The 15,715-nt window shown below is 63.1% G+C and carries 14 protein-coding genes and 1 rRNA gene; 8 read left to right on the forward strand and 7 right to left on the reverse strand.

The features are described from left to right. Positions 1-90 precede the first annotated feature (90 nt). Positions 91-1,515 (reverse strand): YeeE/YedE thiosulfate transporter family protein, encoded by a 1,425-nt coding sequence (locus ACUY2Y_RS11120; protein WP_448326498.1) that lies wholly within the window; start codon positions 1,513-1,515, stop codon positions 91-93. Positions 1,516-1,690: 175 nt separating this feature from the next. Next, entirely contained in the window at positions 1,691-1,891 is a 201-nt protein-coding gene (locus ACUY2Y_RS11125; protein WP_448326500.1) for a hypothetical protein, read from the reverse strand. Positions 1,892-1,944: 53 nt separating this feature from the next. Here ACUY2Y_RS11125 and ACUY2Y_RS11130 point away from each other — a divergent pair, with 53 nt between their 5' ends. Next, on the forward strand, positions 1,945-4,008 hold the full coding sequence (locus ACUY2Y_RS11130) for a helicase-associated domain-containing protein (protein WP_448326502.1): 2,064 nt from the start codon (positions 1,945-1,947) through the stop codon (positions 4,006-4,008). Here the strand turns inward: ACUY2Y_RS11130 and ACUY2Y_RS11135 are convergent. Then, entirely contained in the window at positions 4,005-6,821 is a 2,817-nt protein-coding gene (locus ACUY2Y_RS11135; RefSeq protein WP_448326503.1) for an FAD-binding and (Fe-S)-binding domain-containing protein, read from the reverse strand. The genes ACUY2Y_RS11130 and ACUY2Y_RS11135 overlap by 4 nt on opposite strands. A 50-nt stretch (positions 6,822-6,871) precedes the next feature. On the opposite strand from ACUY2Y_RS11135, the gene ACUY2Y_RS11140 reads away from it, so the two are divergent. Genes ACUY2Y_RS11140 through ACUY2Y_RS11155 form a run of 4 tightly spaced genes read left to right on the forward strand, consistent with a single transcriptional unit; the run spans position 6,872 to position 9,725 of the window. Then, a complete protein-coding gene (locus tag ACUY2Y_RS11140; RefSeq protein ID WP_423777261.1) occupies positions 6,872-7,165 on the forward strand; it encodes a helix-turn-helix transcriptional regulator in 294 nt (97 codons plus the stop codon). Beyond that, positions 7,162-7,644: a hypothetical protein gene (locus ACUY2Y_RS11145; protein ID WP_448326505.1), complete on the forward strand. Its 483-nt coding sequence runs from the start codon at positions 7,162-7,164 to the stop codon at positions 7,642-7,644. The genes ACUY2Y_RS11140 and ACUY2Y_RS11145 overlap by 4 nt, the downstream gene beginning before the upstream one ends. A 2-nt stretch (positions 7,645-7,646) precedes the next feature. Continuing rightward, positions 7,647-8,525, forward strand: a complete 879-nt coding sequence (locus tag ACUY2Y_RS11150; RefSeq protein ID WP_448326507.1) for an ABC transporter ATP-binding protein — start codon at positions 7,647-7,649, stop codon at positions 8,523-8,525. Next, positions 8,526-9,725, forward strand: coding sequence for an ABC transporter permease (locus ACUY2Y_RS11155; protein WP_448326509.1), 1,200 nt, complete (start codon positions 8,526-8,528; stop codon positions 9,723-9,725). Positions 9,726-9,754: 29 nt separating this feature from the next. Here ACUY2Y_RS11155 and ACUY2Y_RS11160 read toward each other — a convergent pair whose 3' ends face one another. Both ACUY2Y_RS11160 and ACUY2Y_RS11165 read right to left on the reverse strand, forming a co-directional pair. Then, positions 9,755-10,039 (reverse strand): type II toxin-antitoxin system RelE/ParE family toxin, encoded by a 285-nt coding sequence (locus ACUY2Y_RS11160; RefSeq protein ID WP_448326510.1) that lies wholly within the window; start codon positions 10,037-10,039, stop codon positions 9,755-9,757. After that, positions 10,023-10,274: a type II toxin-antitoxin system ParD family antitoxin gene (locus tag ACUY2Y_RS11165; RefSeq protein WP_448326512.1), complete on the reverse strand. Its 252-nt coding sequence runs from the start codon at positions 10,272-10,274 to the stop codon at positions 10,023-10,025. Before ACUY2Y_RS11165 ends, ACUY2Y_RS11160 begins: the two co-directional genes overlap by 17 nt. A gap of 101 nt (positions 10,275-10,375) precedes the next feature. Between ACUY2Y_RS11165 and ACUY2Y_RS11170 the strand changes: the two genes are divergently transcribed. The 3 genes from ACUY2Y_RS11170 to ACUY2Y_RS11180 all read left to right on the forward strand — a co-directional run bounded on the left by ACUY2Y_RS11170 (position 10,376) and on the right by ACUY2Y_RS11180 (position 14,641). After that, positions 10,376-12,031: a DNA repair helicase XPB gene (locus tag ACUY2Y_RS11170; RefSeq protein WP_448326514.1), complete on the forward strand. Its 1,656-nt coding sequence runs from the start codon at positions 10,376-10,378 to the stop codon at positions 12,029-12,031. Positions 12,032-12,042: 11 nt separating this feature from the next. Further along, positions 12,043-12,690, forward strand: coding sequence for a DUF3239 domain-containing protein (locus tag ACUY2Y_RS11175; protein WP_448326516.1), 648 nt, complete (start codon positions 12,043-12,045; stop codon positions 12,688-12,690). A gap of 112 nt (positions 12,691-12,802) precedes the next feature. Further along, the gene (locus ACUY2Y_RS11180; RefSeq protein WP_448326518.1) at positions 12,803-14,641 is read left to right on the forward strand and encodes a metallophosphoesterase; all 1,839 of its coding nucleotides are present in this window, start codon (positions 12,803-12,805) and stop codon (positions 14,639-14,641) included. A gap of 68 nt (positions 14,642-14,709) precedes the next feature. On the opposite strand, the gene ACUY2Y_RS11185 is transcribed toward ACUY2Y_RS11180, so the two are convergent. Both ACUY2Y_RS11185 and rrf read right to left on the reverse strand, forming a co-directional pair. After that, the gene (locus ACUY2Y_RS11185) at positions 14,710-15,504 is read right to left on the reverse strand and encodes a sulfite exporter TauE/SafE family protein (protein ID WP_448326520.1); all 795 of its coding nucleotides are present in this window, start codon (positions 15,502-15,504) and stop codon (positions 14,710-14,712) included. A 98-nt stretch (positions 15,505-15,602) separates the two neighbouring features. After that, a 5S ribosomal RNA gene (gene rrf / locus ACUY2Y_RS11190) occupies positions 15,603-15,715 on the reverse strand; the annotation flags it as partial.

Raw genomic sequence — 15,715 nt, forward strand, 5'->3', positions numbered from 1 at the left:
CGCCGCCCGCTAATCAGATTTAGCGCGCCGACGCTAAAGAGCGCCCGCCCCGCTTTGGGGCGAGCGCTCTTCTTCTATACAGAATCTGCCTTATACCGCGGCGTCTTTCACCACGGTGATCTGCCAACCGGCGTTCTGGTTCTGCACGAAGTCCTTCACGCCGTGGCCGTTGTCGGCGGCCCACTGCGGGATGGATTCAGTCGCTTGGGTGCAGTCGAAGTCGATGATGAGCTCTTCGCCGGAGTTGAGCTCCGACATCGCCTGCTTTGCCTCGATGAGCGGGAACGGGCAGACATCGCCGAGGGTGTCGAGGATGTAGCGGCCCTCCCCCAGCGGACGCGCCGTGGTGTCCTTCTTCGGCTTCGTCTTCAGACCGACACCGCTGGACGCGGAGACGATATTGAACTTCGGCGCCTCCTCGACCTCGGACTGGCGGGGCTCAACGCCCGCGAGCTGGGGCTCGCTAATGGACTCGTCGGTGGTGTACACGCCAGAATCCTGGGCAGCACCCTGCTTCACCCCGGACGGCTTCAGCCACAGCTTCGCACCGACGAAGACGCCGAGGGCGATGAACGCCATTGCGACCCAGCCCTGGTAGCTGAACAGCGAGGTCTGCACCATTCCGTTGCCGACGGTGCAGCCACCGGCCAGGGATGCGCCGACACCCATGCCGATACCACCGACAATCGCGCGGACGGAGGTGCGGCCGTCCGGAACGCGGATACGGAATTCGCCGGAGACCTTCGCTGCAATGTAGGAGCCGACGAGAATTCCCAGGACCAGCAGGGTGCCCCAGTTGAGGAATTTCCCTTCACCGGTGGTGATGTAGCCCATCAGGTGAGCCGACGGAGTGGTGATGCCCAGACCGTCGTTGCGGCCGGTCGCCGCGGACAGCGGCCATGCCAGCACGCCGAGCAGACCGACGACAGCGCCGGCGGTATACGGGTGCAGTGGCTTGCGGTACCACGGCTGCTCCAGAGTCACCTTCGGCTTCGCGGCATCACGGGCAAGGTAGCGCTGCGCAATGAATGCGGTCGCGAGCGCGAACGGGATCGCAAACCACCAGGCTGACACGCCTAGGGTCTGCGGCAGTGTCGTCCACCCGGTGTCCCATTCCTTCAGCTTGTCATTGAAGCCCGACAGGAAGCCGCTCTTCATCGCGGCGGCGGACAGGCCGTAAAACAGCAACGCGAACCACGAGCCGACCAGACCTTCGCCGGAGCGGTACCAGGTGCCCGATGCGCAGCCACCGGCGAGAATGATCGCCAACCCGAAGATGAAGCCGCCGAGCGCCACAGCGAGCGGCGCGAAGGTGCGGTACTCCGGCGAAATGACGCCCAGCGACGTGAGCGCCGTGAGGCCGATCGCGTGGACAGCGATAACGATGAAGAAAGCGACGAGACCGCGGCCCTGCTGTTGCAGGAAGACATCACGCAGCATGCCCGTCACGCAGAATCGTCCGCGCTGCATGACGATGCCCAAGGCTGCGCCGACCGCTAAGCCGGTCAGGATCATGGAAACCTCCAGTGCTTCAAAGTATGTGCGAAAACACTGGGGAGTCTACAACCCATGAACCAATTAGTCTAGACCCTGACCACTCAACCATACTAAGCGGTCTATTTGCCCAAGAAAAAGAAGACCGCGCAACGCCTCAACAAAGAAGCGTTACGCGGTTGAAAGCTACAGCAGCTTACTGCGCGGTGTTGATGCGCAGCGTGTTGTGCACGTAGCCGGTCTCCTCCCACGGACGGGGCAGGATCAAGTCATTGCCGAAGGGGCTGTTCGCACCCGTGAGCTTGGAGGAAATCTCCGTCACCGGGTGGCCATTACCCGGGGTGTGCGCAGGCCACGCCGGGTTGATCTGGGTGATGTTGTCAACGTCTTTAGCCATAAACATCATTCTTTCACGTCACCGCCGGAAACGCACGTAAACTCACCCCCGCAATGAATTCCTTCACCCGTTCGCTCTCCGCACTCGACGACGCCGCGCTGCGCCGCCTCATCGACGCGCGCCCCGACGCGTTCTTTCCTGCGCCTCCACAGGTCGCCTCGCTCGCTACCCGCCTTGCGCTTCCAGGATCGATTGCACGAGCTTTACGACGATTGACCGCCCCCGACCTCGCCCTTCTCGAGCGCCTTTCCGATGCTGGGGCAGAATTCGATCCGTACGACGCCACGGCTGAGACCGCCGAAGGAGAACTCGACAACCTCCGCGCGCATGCGCTCGTCTTCGGCGGCGATGACGAGCTCCGCATCGCACCGGGGGTACTCAGCGCGGTACCCGCCGGTTGGCGCGTGACCGATCCTGTGCCGGAGAACCTCGAGGAGATCATGGCGGATATCTCCGCCCCTGAGCGCAAGGTACTGGAAACACTTGCTACCAACGGCGGCGTGGGCACGACCAAGGCCGCGGCCCCCGATGCGGATCCGGCAACACCGATCGCCACCCTCATTGCAAAGGGCCTCCTCGTCCGCGTCGATTCCAATACGGTCCGTCTCCCCCGCCCCGTCCGCGATGTGTTGCGCGGCCATCCGCCGCGGACCTTCCCCATGACGGAGCCGGCCACACCGGACATCGACCAGGACCACGTCGACACCGCCGCCGCAACGCAAGGCCTCGACGCTGTGCGTCAGCTCCGCCAACTCATCACGCTGCTGCTTTCCGAGCCCGTCCCACTGAACAAGGACGGCTCCGTCGGCGTGCGCGCCCGAGCGAACTTACGAAAAGAGCTCGGCTTCGACCCAGCGTTACTGATCACCATCGGCGAGTCTGCAGGGCTGATCGGCCGCGGCAATGTCGACGACACCGATGTCCTTGCTGCCACGAAGGACGCTCTCACATGGCTGGACGCGACCCTGTCCGACCAATGGGCGATCCTGCTCGCCGGATGGGCCGCCTCCCCGTGGCGGACGGACAAGGAAGAAAAGCTCCTCTCTCCGGAAATGCACTCCCCCGATACCCGCGGCGCACGCCTGACCATCCTGCACCACCACGGCGACCCCGAACGGCTCTTCTACTTCGCTCCCCTGCCGGCCTCCCAGCTGCCCCCGTCCTTCATCAACACCACTATCGATGAAGCCCGCTTCGTCGGCGCGCTGGATTCGACGCCTGCAGCATCGACACCGCTGAGCGCGCTTATCGACGGTGCCGATATCGCTGCCGCGACCCGCGAGCTCGTGCCCGCCCCGGTGGACACTCTCATCGCGCAGGCCGACATGACGGTGCTCGCACCTGGCCCACTCGAACCTGACATGGGCGCATTCCTGGAAAATATCGCGGAGCTCGAGTCGCCCGGTGTGGCCAGCGTCTGGCGCATCACCGACGCGTCCGTGCGCCGTGGCCTCGATGCGGGACTCACAGCAGAAGAGATCCACGCCTGGCTGGATGACCATGTCATGGGCGAGGTTCCCCAGGGCATTGCATTCCTCATCGACGACACCGCCCGCACCCACGGCGCCATCCGCGCGGGAGCCGCGATGAGCTATATCCGCAGCGCTGACCCTGCGCTCATCACGACGGCGGCGGAAAAACTCAGCGGAATCATCCGCCCGCTCGCGCCCACCGTCGCAGTGTCCCAGCTGCCTTTACCAAAGCTCATGGAGGCTCTTCGCAAGGCGGGCCTGCAGCCGACCGCAGAAGACGAAACCGGCGCGCAGCTGAACATGGCGCCCGAGCCGGCGCTCGTCCCAGCCACGCCGTCGCATCTGCCGCGCCCGACCGCGGTCACCGACGAGCAGGCCGAACAGATCATCGCGCGCCTGCGCTCGGAGAGCACCAGCGCGGAGCCCGCGCCGCCGGCCGCAGGGGACACCATCGAAACACTGCGTGCCGCCGCGCGCGGCAAGCGCCAGGTCACGCTGGGCTACGTGGATAAGAACGGCCGTGGGCAAACGCTCACTGCCCTGCCGCTGTCTGTGTCCGCCGGGCAGGTCGACGCCCACGTCGCCACCACCGACTCGGTGGTGCGCATCGCTTTGCCGCGCATCACCAAAGTCGTGATGGCCTAACGGCTCACCCGCTCGAGCACCTCCAGCACGTGCTCGTAGTCTTTGCCTGTGGCGGCAGTCAGTCCCAGCTCGCAGGTGCGGTTGGAGGACGCGTGGCATTGGGAGTCGAATGCGGCGACTTCCTCCGCCTCGCGCTTGGTGGCGGACTCGGTCAGCTCCGGGTGGAGCATGCCGCGGTCGCCGGCGTAGCCGCAGCAGTTCCACTCTGGCGGCACGTTGACCGTCTCGGCGGCGGCAGCGGCGACCTGCTTCAGATCGTCGTTAAGCGAAAGGTGCGTAGTCGAGCATGTCGGGTGCAACGCGATCGAATCGACCTTGCTAGCAACCTCGAGCTTGTCCACCACCTTGTCGCGCACGAATGCAACGGCGTCGATGACAGTGATGCCGATGGTCTCAGCCATGTCCTGAAAACCGTGGGTGCAGCTGGTGGCATCGACGATGACTGGCAGGCGGCCGCCGTCGGTGGCGGCGATGAGCTCGTCGTTGACGCGGCGCTGCATGATGTCGTGGCCGGTGGCCATGCCTTTCGACGCCCACGGGGTGCCGCAGCACATCCCGTCGATACCCTCAGGCACGACGAGGGAAAGCCCGGCGCGCTCAACCAGTTTGGCGAATGCGGCGGAGGCGCCGATGCCCTCGCCCTGCGGGCCGAACATGGAGTTCACGCAGGCGGGAACGAACACGCCAACGGGCTCAGCATTCGGGTCACCGATGCGCGTGCCGAAGGCCTTGGAACGGGAAGTACCGCCCTTGGTCAGCTCCGGGCGGTACGACGGCACTGTGTCCTCGCCGACGAGCGCGCGGGCGACGTCAGTGACCTTCTCCACCAGCGACGCGGGCAGGTAGTGCGCGCCGGTCAGTGCGGTGGAGGCGAGCTTATTGCCCGGTCCCCACGCCTTTGCGGCGGCCGCCCAGCCAGCAGATTCGACAGCACCGGCCTGGCCGCGGCGCAGGGACTTGATGAATTTTCCGGTGTCGATGCCCACCGGGCACGCCGTCACACACATAGAGTCCACGGCGCAGGTATCGATGCCCTCGTACTGGTACTCCTTATCGATATGCTTGACCAGCTCGGTATCGCCTTCCTGGATCGCCTTGGCGCGGGCGCGGCGGACCACGATGCGCTGGCGCGGAGTCATGGTGAGATCGCGCGACGGACAGACCGGCTCGCAGTAGCCGCATTCCACGCACGAGTCGATCTCGTCTTCGACCTGCGGGTTGAGCTTGAAATTCTTCATGTGCTCGCGCTCGTCGCCGGTGATGATCACGCCGGGGTTCATCACCCCGCGCGGGTCGGCGGCGCGCTTGAGCTCCACCATGACCTCGTAAAGCTCGTCGCCGTACTGGCGGCGCACATACGGTGCCATGACGCGGCCGGTGCCGTGCTCGGCCTTGAGGTTGCCGCCGGCACCGAGCACGAGATCCACCATCGCCTCGTTGAACCCGTCGTAGCGGCCGAGGTTCTCATCGCCCTCGAAACGGTCGGTGATGAGGAAGTGGATATTGCCGTCCTTGGCGTGGCCAAAGATGACGGCATCGTCGTAGGAGTATTCGTCGAACAGCCCCTGCAGCCCGCCGCAGGTGTCGGCGAGGTCTTCGACTGGCACGGCGATGTCCTCGAGCAGGGCCGTCGTCCCGGACGGGCGTGCCTCCGCGACCTGTGCGTAGAGCCCCTTGCGGAAGGCCCACGCCTTCGCCGCCTGCTTCGGGTCGGTGGAGAATTCCGCGGGCGTGGCCAGATCCAGCTCGCCCAAGAGCGTCGTTCCCGCTTGCTCGTACTCGCGCAGCTGCTCTTCCTCGTTCGCGTGGTACTCGATGAGCAGCGCCGCATGCTGATCCAGCTCGAAGCCGGTGATCTGCTCGGGCACGGAGTCGAATCCGCGGCCGACCGCGATGGAGCGGGAATCCATCAGCTCGAGCGTGGCCGCCTTCGAATCAAATAACGCGGGCAGCGAACGGGTCGCGGCGTCGATCGTCGGGTACACCGCGATCGTGGTGGTCTTCAGCTTCGGCACCTCGACCGTGCGCAGCACGGCCTCAGCGATGAACGCGAGCGTGCCTTCGGACGCGACGAGCAGGTGCGTGAAAATCTCCAGCGGAGTCTCGTAGTCGAGGAACGCGTTGAGCGAGTAACCCATCGTGTTCTTCAGCGCGAAGTGCTGCTCGATCTTCGCCACGGATTCCGCGTTGCCGCGCACGCGGCGCTTCAATTGCTCGAGCTTATCGACGAGCTCCGGTTCCTCCCGTGCAAACTGCGCCTCCGCATCCGCATGCGCGGTGTCGATGACGGTGCCGGACGGCAGCACGAATGTCAGGGATTCAAGGGTGTTGTAGGTGTTGTACTGCGTGCCGCACGCCATGCCGGAGGAGTTGTTGGAGATCACGCCGCCCAAGGTGGCTGCACCTTCGGATGCCGGATCGGGGCCGAGCTTCCTGCCGTAGGAAGCGAGGTGCGCATTGACCTGGCGCACCGTCGAGCCGGGCTGCACTCGCACACGTTTACCGGCATCGAGGACCTCGACGCCGCGGAAGTGCTTGCGGACGTCGACAAGCATGCCCCCGCCCCCAGCCTGCCCGGACAGCGACGTGCCGCCCGCGCGCAGCACGACCGGGGCGCCGGAAGAAATCGACGCCCGGAAGGCCGCGGCGACGTCGCTCGCGTTGCGCGCCTCCGCCACCACCTGCGGGGTGTAGAGGAAGTGCGAGGCGTCGTGCGCGTATTTGATCCGGTCGATCTGACGGGTGGAAATCGTCTGGTCGGAGCCTAATTCGCGGACCAGGTGCGCAGCAGGGGATGTGATTGTTGCAGTCATAACTTCATGCTATCCCTATCGGGTCCACCACACTTTTTTCGGCTAATCCGTTGACAGATTGTTGGGTTTATATAACACTTGTTTGTGTGGCAGCACGAAAACAACCGAAGAGTCCGATTCATAATCGGGTTCGCGTCTTGAGGACGGAGCGCGACATGTCGCGCAACCAACTCGCCGAGCTCATCGACGTGAACCCGCAGACCATCGGCGCTTTGGAGCGCGGCGACCACTCCCCCAGCCTCGACCTCGCCTTCCGCGTCTGCGAGGTATTCGACCTCCCCGTCGAGGCCGTGTTCTCCCGCACCGAATTCGCCCCTATGTCGAAGGAGCTGTACAACCGATGACGTCAACACCGTCTTTTCCCGGCGCGGAACGGGTGCGCAACCCGAAAGCAACGCGAGCTCTGATCGCGGCATATTTCACTGGCCTGACCGTAGCGGTGCTCCTCTTCGTCGCTTCATTGGCCACAAGTATGGGTTCGACTGTGTTCGTGGCCTGCTACACCGCATCCATGCTCGTCTCCATGGTGTCCTGGACCATCATCCGCGGAGCAAATGACCGCAAGGACCGCGTCCCGGAAGCAGAGCTCGATGAATACGAGCGCGATGTTTTCACCACCTGGCGCAATCGCGCTTTCCGGATCATCTCAGCACTTACTTTTCTGGGCGGATTCAGCTTCTGCGCCTATGCATATTTTGCCGGAGACACAGTGGATGTCATCGCGCTCGTCGCGGCTGGCCTGTACATGATCTTCACCTACCTATTCGTCGCCACCCTTCCCATGATCGGCTACGCCATCACCTTCAACCGCAAGGAGGACTGACAATGACCACACTGGAAATCAGAGACCTGCACAAACGCTTCGGGGAGACCCAGGCGCTCGACGGGATGAACTTCACCGTCGGTGACGGCGAGCTCTACGGCTTCGTCGGCTCCAACGGCGCTGGCAAGTCCACCACGATGCGCATCGCGCTGGGCGTGCTCGAGGCGGATTCCGGCGAGGTGCTGCTCGACGGCACTCCGCTCAACGACGCGACGCGCCGCCGCATCGGCTACATGCCCGAAGAGCGCGGCCTGTACGGCAAGGAGAAGATCCTCGACCAGCTCGTCTTCCTGGCCAAGCTCCACGGCGTGGACGGCGCGGCCGCCAAGAAGCGCGGCGAGGAGCTCCTGGGCGAGCTCGGCTTAGGTGAGCGCGTGAACGACAAGCTCGACGACCTCTCGCTGGGCAACCAGCAGCGCGTCCAGCTCGCCGCCTCGCTCATCCACGATCCGGACATTCTCATCCTCGACGAGCCGTTCTCCGGCCTCGACCCCGTCGCCGTCGACGTCATGAGCACCATGCTCACCGACCGCGCGCGCGGCGGCGTACCCGTCGTCTTCTCCTCCCACCAGCTCGACCTCGTCCAGCGCCTCTGCGACCGCGTCGGCATCGTCACCCGCGGACGCATGGTCGCCGAAGGCACCGTCGACGAGCTGCGCACGCACGGCCCCGTCCGCTACAGGGTCGGCACAACAGCCCGCGGGTGGTTCCCGGAGGGCACAACGCTTATCGACGACTCCCCCCACCACGTCATCCTCGAAACCGACTCCGCCACCGACGACCAGCGCATCCTCCGCGCCGCCCTCGCCGCCGGCGAGGTCCACGAATTCACCCGTGTCGTCCCCGACCTGACCGACCTGTTCAAGGAGGTTGTGAAGTAAATGACTCCGAATACCTACTCCCCGCTCCACACCATCCTCACCACCGCCAAGCGCGAGATCCAGATACTCTTCAGCAAGAAATCTGTGATCATCACCCTGGTCATCATGCTCGTGGCCATTCTCGCCGCCGTCGGCTTCGCGTCCTGGCAGAAGAACAAGGACCCGGAGGACAAGGCCACTCCGGTGGCCGTCGTGAACGTCGATAAGCAAGCGCTCGAAGGCTCCGGCCTTGAAGCCCGCGATGCGGCTGACCGCGCTGAGGCCGAGAACCTCGTGCGCGACGGCGAAGTCGATGCCGCGCTCGTCGCTGAAAACGACAACTGGCAGGTCATCTCCGATGGTCTCCCCGATACGTCCGTGATGACCACCGTGGATGCCCTCGCCGAGTCCTATTCACAAGCCGCCGCGCTGGAACAGCTGGGCATCTCACCCACCGACTTCCAGGCTGCCTCCCCGGAGATCAACGTTGAAGCAGTAGACATCGCCAATATCGACGAAGGCAAAGACGATGCTTCTTCCGAACAGGACTTCGCGCGCCTGCTCACCGCATTCATCCTGCTCATGCTGATCGTGTTCATGGTGATCACCTTCGCCGCGCAGGTGGGCAGCCGCGTGACAGAGGAGAAATCCTCCCGCGTCGTCGAGCTCGTCCTCGCCGCCGTGCGTCCGCTCGACTTCCTGGCAGGCAAGATCCTGGGCAACCTCGTCTTCGGATTCATCTCCACCGCGATCCTGCTCGGCGCCGGTTTCGCCGCACTGCAGTTCACGGGGCTACTGGAGGACATCAGCATCGACTGGTCCATCCTCCCCGTCATGCTCGTGTCCTACCTGCTGGCCATGCTCTTCTTCGCCGGCCTCTACGCCGCCGCTGGCGCGATGGTCCAGCGCACCGAGGACCTCCAATCCACACAGATGCCCGTCCTGCTACTGATCATTGTCAGCGCCTACATCCCGGCATTCGGCTGGATGGCTACCGACGCCACCTGGATGCAGGTGGCCAGCTGGATCCCACCCGTGTCCATCTTCGCTGCGCCCCTGTCGTATGCGGCCGGCGATTTCACCGCACTTCAGCTTGCGGGCTCCCTTGCCCTGGCTGCCGTAGCGACCGTGGTCGTCGTCTGGATCGCAGCGCGCATTTACCGCCGCACCATCCTCAACAACGGCCAGACCACCAAGTGGTCGGAGGCACTGCGGGGTTAGCCTCCCTGTCCGGACCCATTCCGCGCACCTTAAAGGTGCCGGGACGGGTCCATTTTTTGATGGAGCACGCGAACCACAATCACGCCTCGACCATCGAGACGATAGATGATCATGTGACTGCCTGCGGCCCGTTGACGATACCCAGAAATCCCCGGCACTAGCTTCCCAGTAGTCGGATGATCGGCAATCCAGGCAAATTGCCTTTCCAAAGTTCGCAAATAGCGCTCCGCTTGCGCGGGCCCCCATTGAGCCTCGGAATAGGACCAGATTCCCCGCAGATCCTCACCGGCTTGTTCCTTAAGCCGGTATGTCATGGCCCCGCTTCATTTTTTCTATGAACTCGTTGAAATCAAAGTCTTCTACGAGACCAGACTCCTCCCCCTTCTGAAGCTCACGACGCAAGACCTCGAGCCGCTGCTCGTAGTCTTCAATCATGCGGAGGCCAGCGCGAATCACTTCACTGGAGGTTGCGTAGCGCCCACTTTCCACCATCTGAGCAATGAATTTCTCATAGTGCGACCCAAGGGTAACGGACGTATTCTTAGCCATGCGCCAATAGTACCAATTTTAGGTATCCGCTTCGTGTCTACCGCCGAGGACTCCTAACCCTGCCAGCACTACGCCAGTACCAGGCAGGCATAATGTCCCGTATGCCTTTAGGTGACGGCCCGCTCATTGTTCAGTCCGACAAGACTGTGCTTCTCGATGTCGCGCACCCCGAAGCGGGGGCAGCGCGCGCGGCATTGGCGCCGTACGCGGAGCTCGAGCGCGCACCGGAGCACGTGCACACCTACCGCATCACTCCGCTGGCGCTGTGGAATGCGCGGGCCGCTGGCTTCGATGCCGAGCAGGCCGTGGACGTCCTCGAGCGCTATTCCCGCTTCCCCGTCCCCCAGGCCCTGCTGATCGATGTCGCCGAAACCATGGCGCGCTACGGCCGCGTCCGCCTGCTCAAGCATCCAGCGCACGGCCTGATTCTCGAGGCGGATGATGCCGCGATCCTCACCGAGATCACCCGCAACAAGAAGATTCAGCCCATGGTGGGCGCGCTTATCGACGACACCACCGCCCCCGTCCACCCCTCCGAGCGCGGCCGGATCAAGCAGGAGCTGACCAAACTCGGCTGGCCTGTCGACGACCGCGCCGGCTACGTCGATGGCGAATCCCACCCAATCCGGCTCACCGCCGGATCGGACGGAGCAGACGGCTGGGAGCTGCGCGATTATCAGCAATACGCCACCGAGTCGTTCTGGGAGGGCGGTTCCGGCGTGGTGGTGCTACCCTGCGGCGCCGGCAAGACCATCGTCGGCGCCGCATCCATGGCCCAGGCGCAAACCACCACGCTCATCCTGGTCACCAACACTGTCGCTGGCCGGCAGTGGCGCGATGAGCTGCTGCGCCGCACGAGCTTGACCCCCGAGGAAATCGGCGAGTATTCCGGCGAGCGCAAAGAGATCCGCCCCGTCACCATCGCCACATACCAGGTGGTCACACGCAAGACGAAGGGCGAGTACAAGGCTCTCGAGGTCTTCGACTCCCGCGACTGGGGCCTCATCATCTACGACGAGGTGCACCTTCTGCCCGCCCCCGTCTTCCGCATGGCCGCGGACCTCCAGTCGCGCCGCCGCCTCGGCCTGACCGCGACCCTCGTGCGCGAGGACCACCGCGAAGACGATGTCTTTTCCCTGATCGGCCCCAAGCGTTATGACGCCCCGTGGAAAGAGCTCGAAATGGCCGGCTACATCGCCACCGCCGAATGCGTCGAAGTCCGCACCACGCTCACCGAAGACGAGCGCATGATGTACGCCACCGCCGAAACCCGGGAGCGTTACCGCATCGCGGCATGCAGCGAGGGGAAGCTGGCTGTCGTCGATAAGCTTCTTGCCCAGCATTCTGGGCAGCAAACGTTGATCATCGGCGCCTTCATCGAGCAGCTCGAGGACATCGCCGCGCGCACAGGCGCCCCGCTTATCGACGGAAAAACCTCCACCAAGAAACGCGAAACCACCTTCGACGCGTTCCGGAACGGTGAAATCCAGACTCTCGTTGTGTCGAAGGTGGCTAATTTCTCCATTGACCTACCCGAGGCCGCCGTGGGCATCCAGGTCTCGGGCACATTCGGCTCACGCCAGGAAGAAGCCCAGCGCCTCGGACGGCTGCTGCGCCCGAAAGCCGATGGTGCGGAAGCGCTGTTTTATACCGTCGTCGCACGCGACACGCTCGATGCCGAGTACGCGATGCACCGGCAGCGCTTCCTCGCCGAACAGGGCTACGCCTACCGGCTGGTAGACGCGGCCGACCTCTAAACTGTGTGCCTATGAATCGCTTTCACTTCGACGTCGATGAAACTTTCGCCAAGAAGCACAACGAGATGCTGCGCGACACGCGCAAGGTGACCATCTCCGGCATCAGCCTGTTCGTCATCTGCGTCGTCGCGGCCGTGCTGCTGTGGACACTGACTCCCGATAACTCCGCGTGGGGGTGGTTCGGCGTGATCGGGCTCGTGCCGTTCGGCATCGTGATGCTCATCGTCGGCCTCATGGTCCCCCGTTCCGTCGGCGGCGCACAGGAACTCTACGACCGCTACCCGCTCGCCCCCGCCGTCATCGCCGAGGTCAACCCCCGCGATGTGGTGCTCATGGCGCTGGTCAACATCAACGTCGACGAAACCCTCCCGCCTAAGTACGCGGCGGCCCTGCGCACAGTCTCCTCCATCCCCGGCATCGACGAGCCGAAGGTGGGCACCAAAGTGCCGTCAGTCGCCGTCGGCGGCCGCCGCACCACACGTGACAAAGATCATTGGCAAGAGGTGACCCCGATGCCGATCGCATGGGCCACGCCTGACAGCGCCGTCGTCAAGCAAGCGCGCGCCGCAATCCCGCAGGAACAGTGGCACAAGCTGGACAAAGCGCGAGCCAAGCTTGACGACGTCAAAGCGACCCCCATGAACCTGCTCCCCCTCTAAAAGGAACCTGTGCAGAAGTTCACTGTTGCGTTAGTATTCCGCAACTATTATTTAACCCCGTCAAGGCACTGTAGGAAGGGAAAGTAATAACACTCTGCCGAAGGGTTTCACAGTGCAATCTAAATCCACATCTTTCAAGTTGCTCGCCGTGTTGACTGGCACGACGGTCGTCTTGGCCGCGTGCTCGCCGAATAACGAGAACGCATCCGACACCGACACCGCCGCCACCACCACCACGAACACCGAGACTGAGTCGAAGGAAGTCGACCCGGTCTACGGTGAAAAGAACGGCCTCGACCTGATTGAACTGCAGGATGACAAGCCTGAGGTCGCCGAGGTTCAGGTCGACAACAAGCCGGACCGTATCGCCATGAACATCACGGAAGACCCCGCGACCGAGATGGCGTTCAACTGGTACACCAAGGACGCCCTGGACGATTCCATGCTCCGCGTCTCCGACCAGGAAGACATGTCCGGCGCAATGGAATTCCCGGCAGAGACCACCGAGGTCACCAGCCGCTACGCTGAGCGCGACAAGGACGGCTACTACATCTACGCCTCCGCCGACACCGATGAGGACGGCAAGTTCATCCTCAATGACGAGGGCAAGCCGGAGGAGATCAAGGGCTACTTCACCGACGAGCAGATCACCCGCGAGAACACCAAGTGGACCTCCGAGGGCCCGAAGCTCGGCTTCCTCGAGCTGCAGGATGTGAAGGAGAACACCAACAAGAGCAAGGCCACCGGTCTCGAGCCGGGCAAGAAGTACTACTTCCAGGTCGGCTCCGAATCCGAGGGCTTCTCCGAGACCGGCACCTTCACCACTTCCGATCCGGACAAGGACGAGGTGCAGTTCATCCACTACACCGATACCCAGAACGCTTACTGGAACGCCAACGTGAACAACGAGGCGGCCTACGGCGCTAACACGCTGGAGAAGGCGATGGAGGTCGCGCCTGACGCCACCTTCGCTGTCCACACCGGCGACTTCGTCGAGACCGCGGCTGTCGAGGACGAGTGGGTCGACAACCTCAACATGTCCCGCAAGGCGAACATGAACCTGCCGCACGCCTACACCGCCGGCAACCACGACGAGTACAACCTCCTGTGGGAGGACGGCAAGGACCTCACCGCCTTCAACGAGCACACGAACGCTCCGGTCACCGACGGCGCCATTGACGGCGGCTCCTACTACTCCTACGACCACTCCGGTGTCCACTTCGTTGTCCTGAACACCAACGACAACAAGGAGTCCGAGGACAACCCGGATCAGGGCGCCATCGGCAAGAAGCAGATGGAGTGGGCCAAGCAGGACATCACCGCCGCCCGCGAGGCCGGTGCCAAGTGGATCGTTCTGACCTACCACAAGCCGGTTTACTCCGCGTCCTACCACGCACTGCAGGACAAGGACGTCCAGGTCACCCGTGAGGAGTTCGTCAAGATCGCCGACGAGCTCGGCGTCGACGTTGTGCTCCAGGGCCACGACCACAACCTGACCCGCACCAAGTCCCTCGTCTACACCCCGGAAAACTTCTCCTACGGCGAGGTCGAGGACACCAAGAAGGAAGAGATCGACGGCGTCGAGCACCACGTGAACCCGGAGGGTGTCACCTACATCATTCCGAACACCTCTGGCACCAAGGCGTACGACGCGATCTACAAGAAGGGCGTCGACCACGTCCACAAGGTCCGTCCGAAGCTGGACTGGATGACCGAGGAAGACGTCGAACTCTGGAACGGCCTGTACGACGTTGCTGAGCAGCCGCAGGACTCCCCGAAGTTCGAGCACAAGCACGAGAACTACCGCCAGTCCACGGTTCAGTGCTTCGCGGTCTACACCGTCACCGACGACACCTTCAAGATCGACTTCTACAAGGTCAAGGGCGATCTGCACAAGGGCGAGGAGCGCACGGTCGAGCTCTACAACTCCTACGGCATTGTGAAGAAGTAACTGTCTACTTCTAAAACACAAGAAGGCCAGTCCCCGTTCGGGGCTGGCCTTTCGTCATGCGTGCGGTTCTAAATGAATTGGCGGATCAGCGCGTAAAGAGCAACGACAACGATAAGGCCCTTCAAGAACTTGTTAGAGAGCCGCTTCGCAATACGGGAACCGACCAGACCGCCAATCAACCCGCCGGCAGCCAAGATGGCCACTCCGATCCACAACACTTCAGCACCGAAGAAAAGAAAGGCGATCAAGTAGACGAGAGCGGCAACGGTGTTCACGATCATGGACAAGAAGTTCTTGACCGGGTTCACGTCTTTGAATGGGTGGCCCGTGCCCACGCCCATGATCGCCATGTAGAGCACGCCCTGCGCCGCAGTGAAGAAGCCGCCATACATAGACGCCAACCCCATCGCACCGACGAGGCCGGGACGCTTATACGGTTCGCCGACAATCCCGTCGCCCTGATCATCCCCTACGACCTGAGTCTTGGAGAACGCTTTCACGAACCGCTGCTGGAAAATCACGAGGAGCAACGCGACGACGATCAGGATCGGGATGACCCAATCCAACGCCGAAGACGGGGTGAACAGGAGCAGCAAGGAGCCGGCAGCCGAACCAACAATGGTGGCGACGATCAGCGGGCCAAGGAACGGCAGCTCCTTCTTCGTCTCATGACGGAAACCCCACGCTGACCCGAACGACGCGAACATCATGCCGATCGTGTTGGTACGCACCGCGACCCCCGGCGGTACGCCGATCGCCAGCAGTACAGGCAGGGTAAGCAGAGACCCAGAACCGACAGCGGAGTTGATAATGCCGGCCATGATGCCCATGGCGAACAGCAGCAGCCCGGATAGAACGGTCATCTCGTGAAACTCCTGGAATCCTGAAGTAGAAGAAATACAAAAAAGCGGCGCCCCTTGAGGAGTCTATCCTCGAAGGGCGCCGCCTGAATTAAGTTTTTGGTCGGCGGTAACTTACTCTCCCACACCCTCCCGAGTGCAGTACCATCAGCGCGGGTGGGCTTAGCTTCCGGGTTCGGAATGGGACCGGGCGTTTCCCCACCGCTATCAACCA

Source organism: Corynebacterium sp. 20-84, assembly GCF_053479455.1.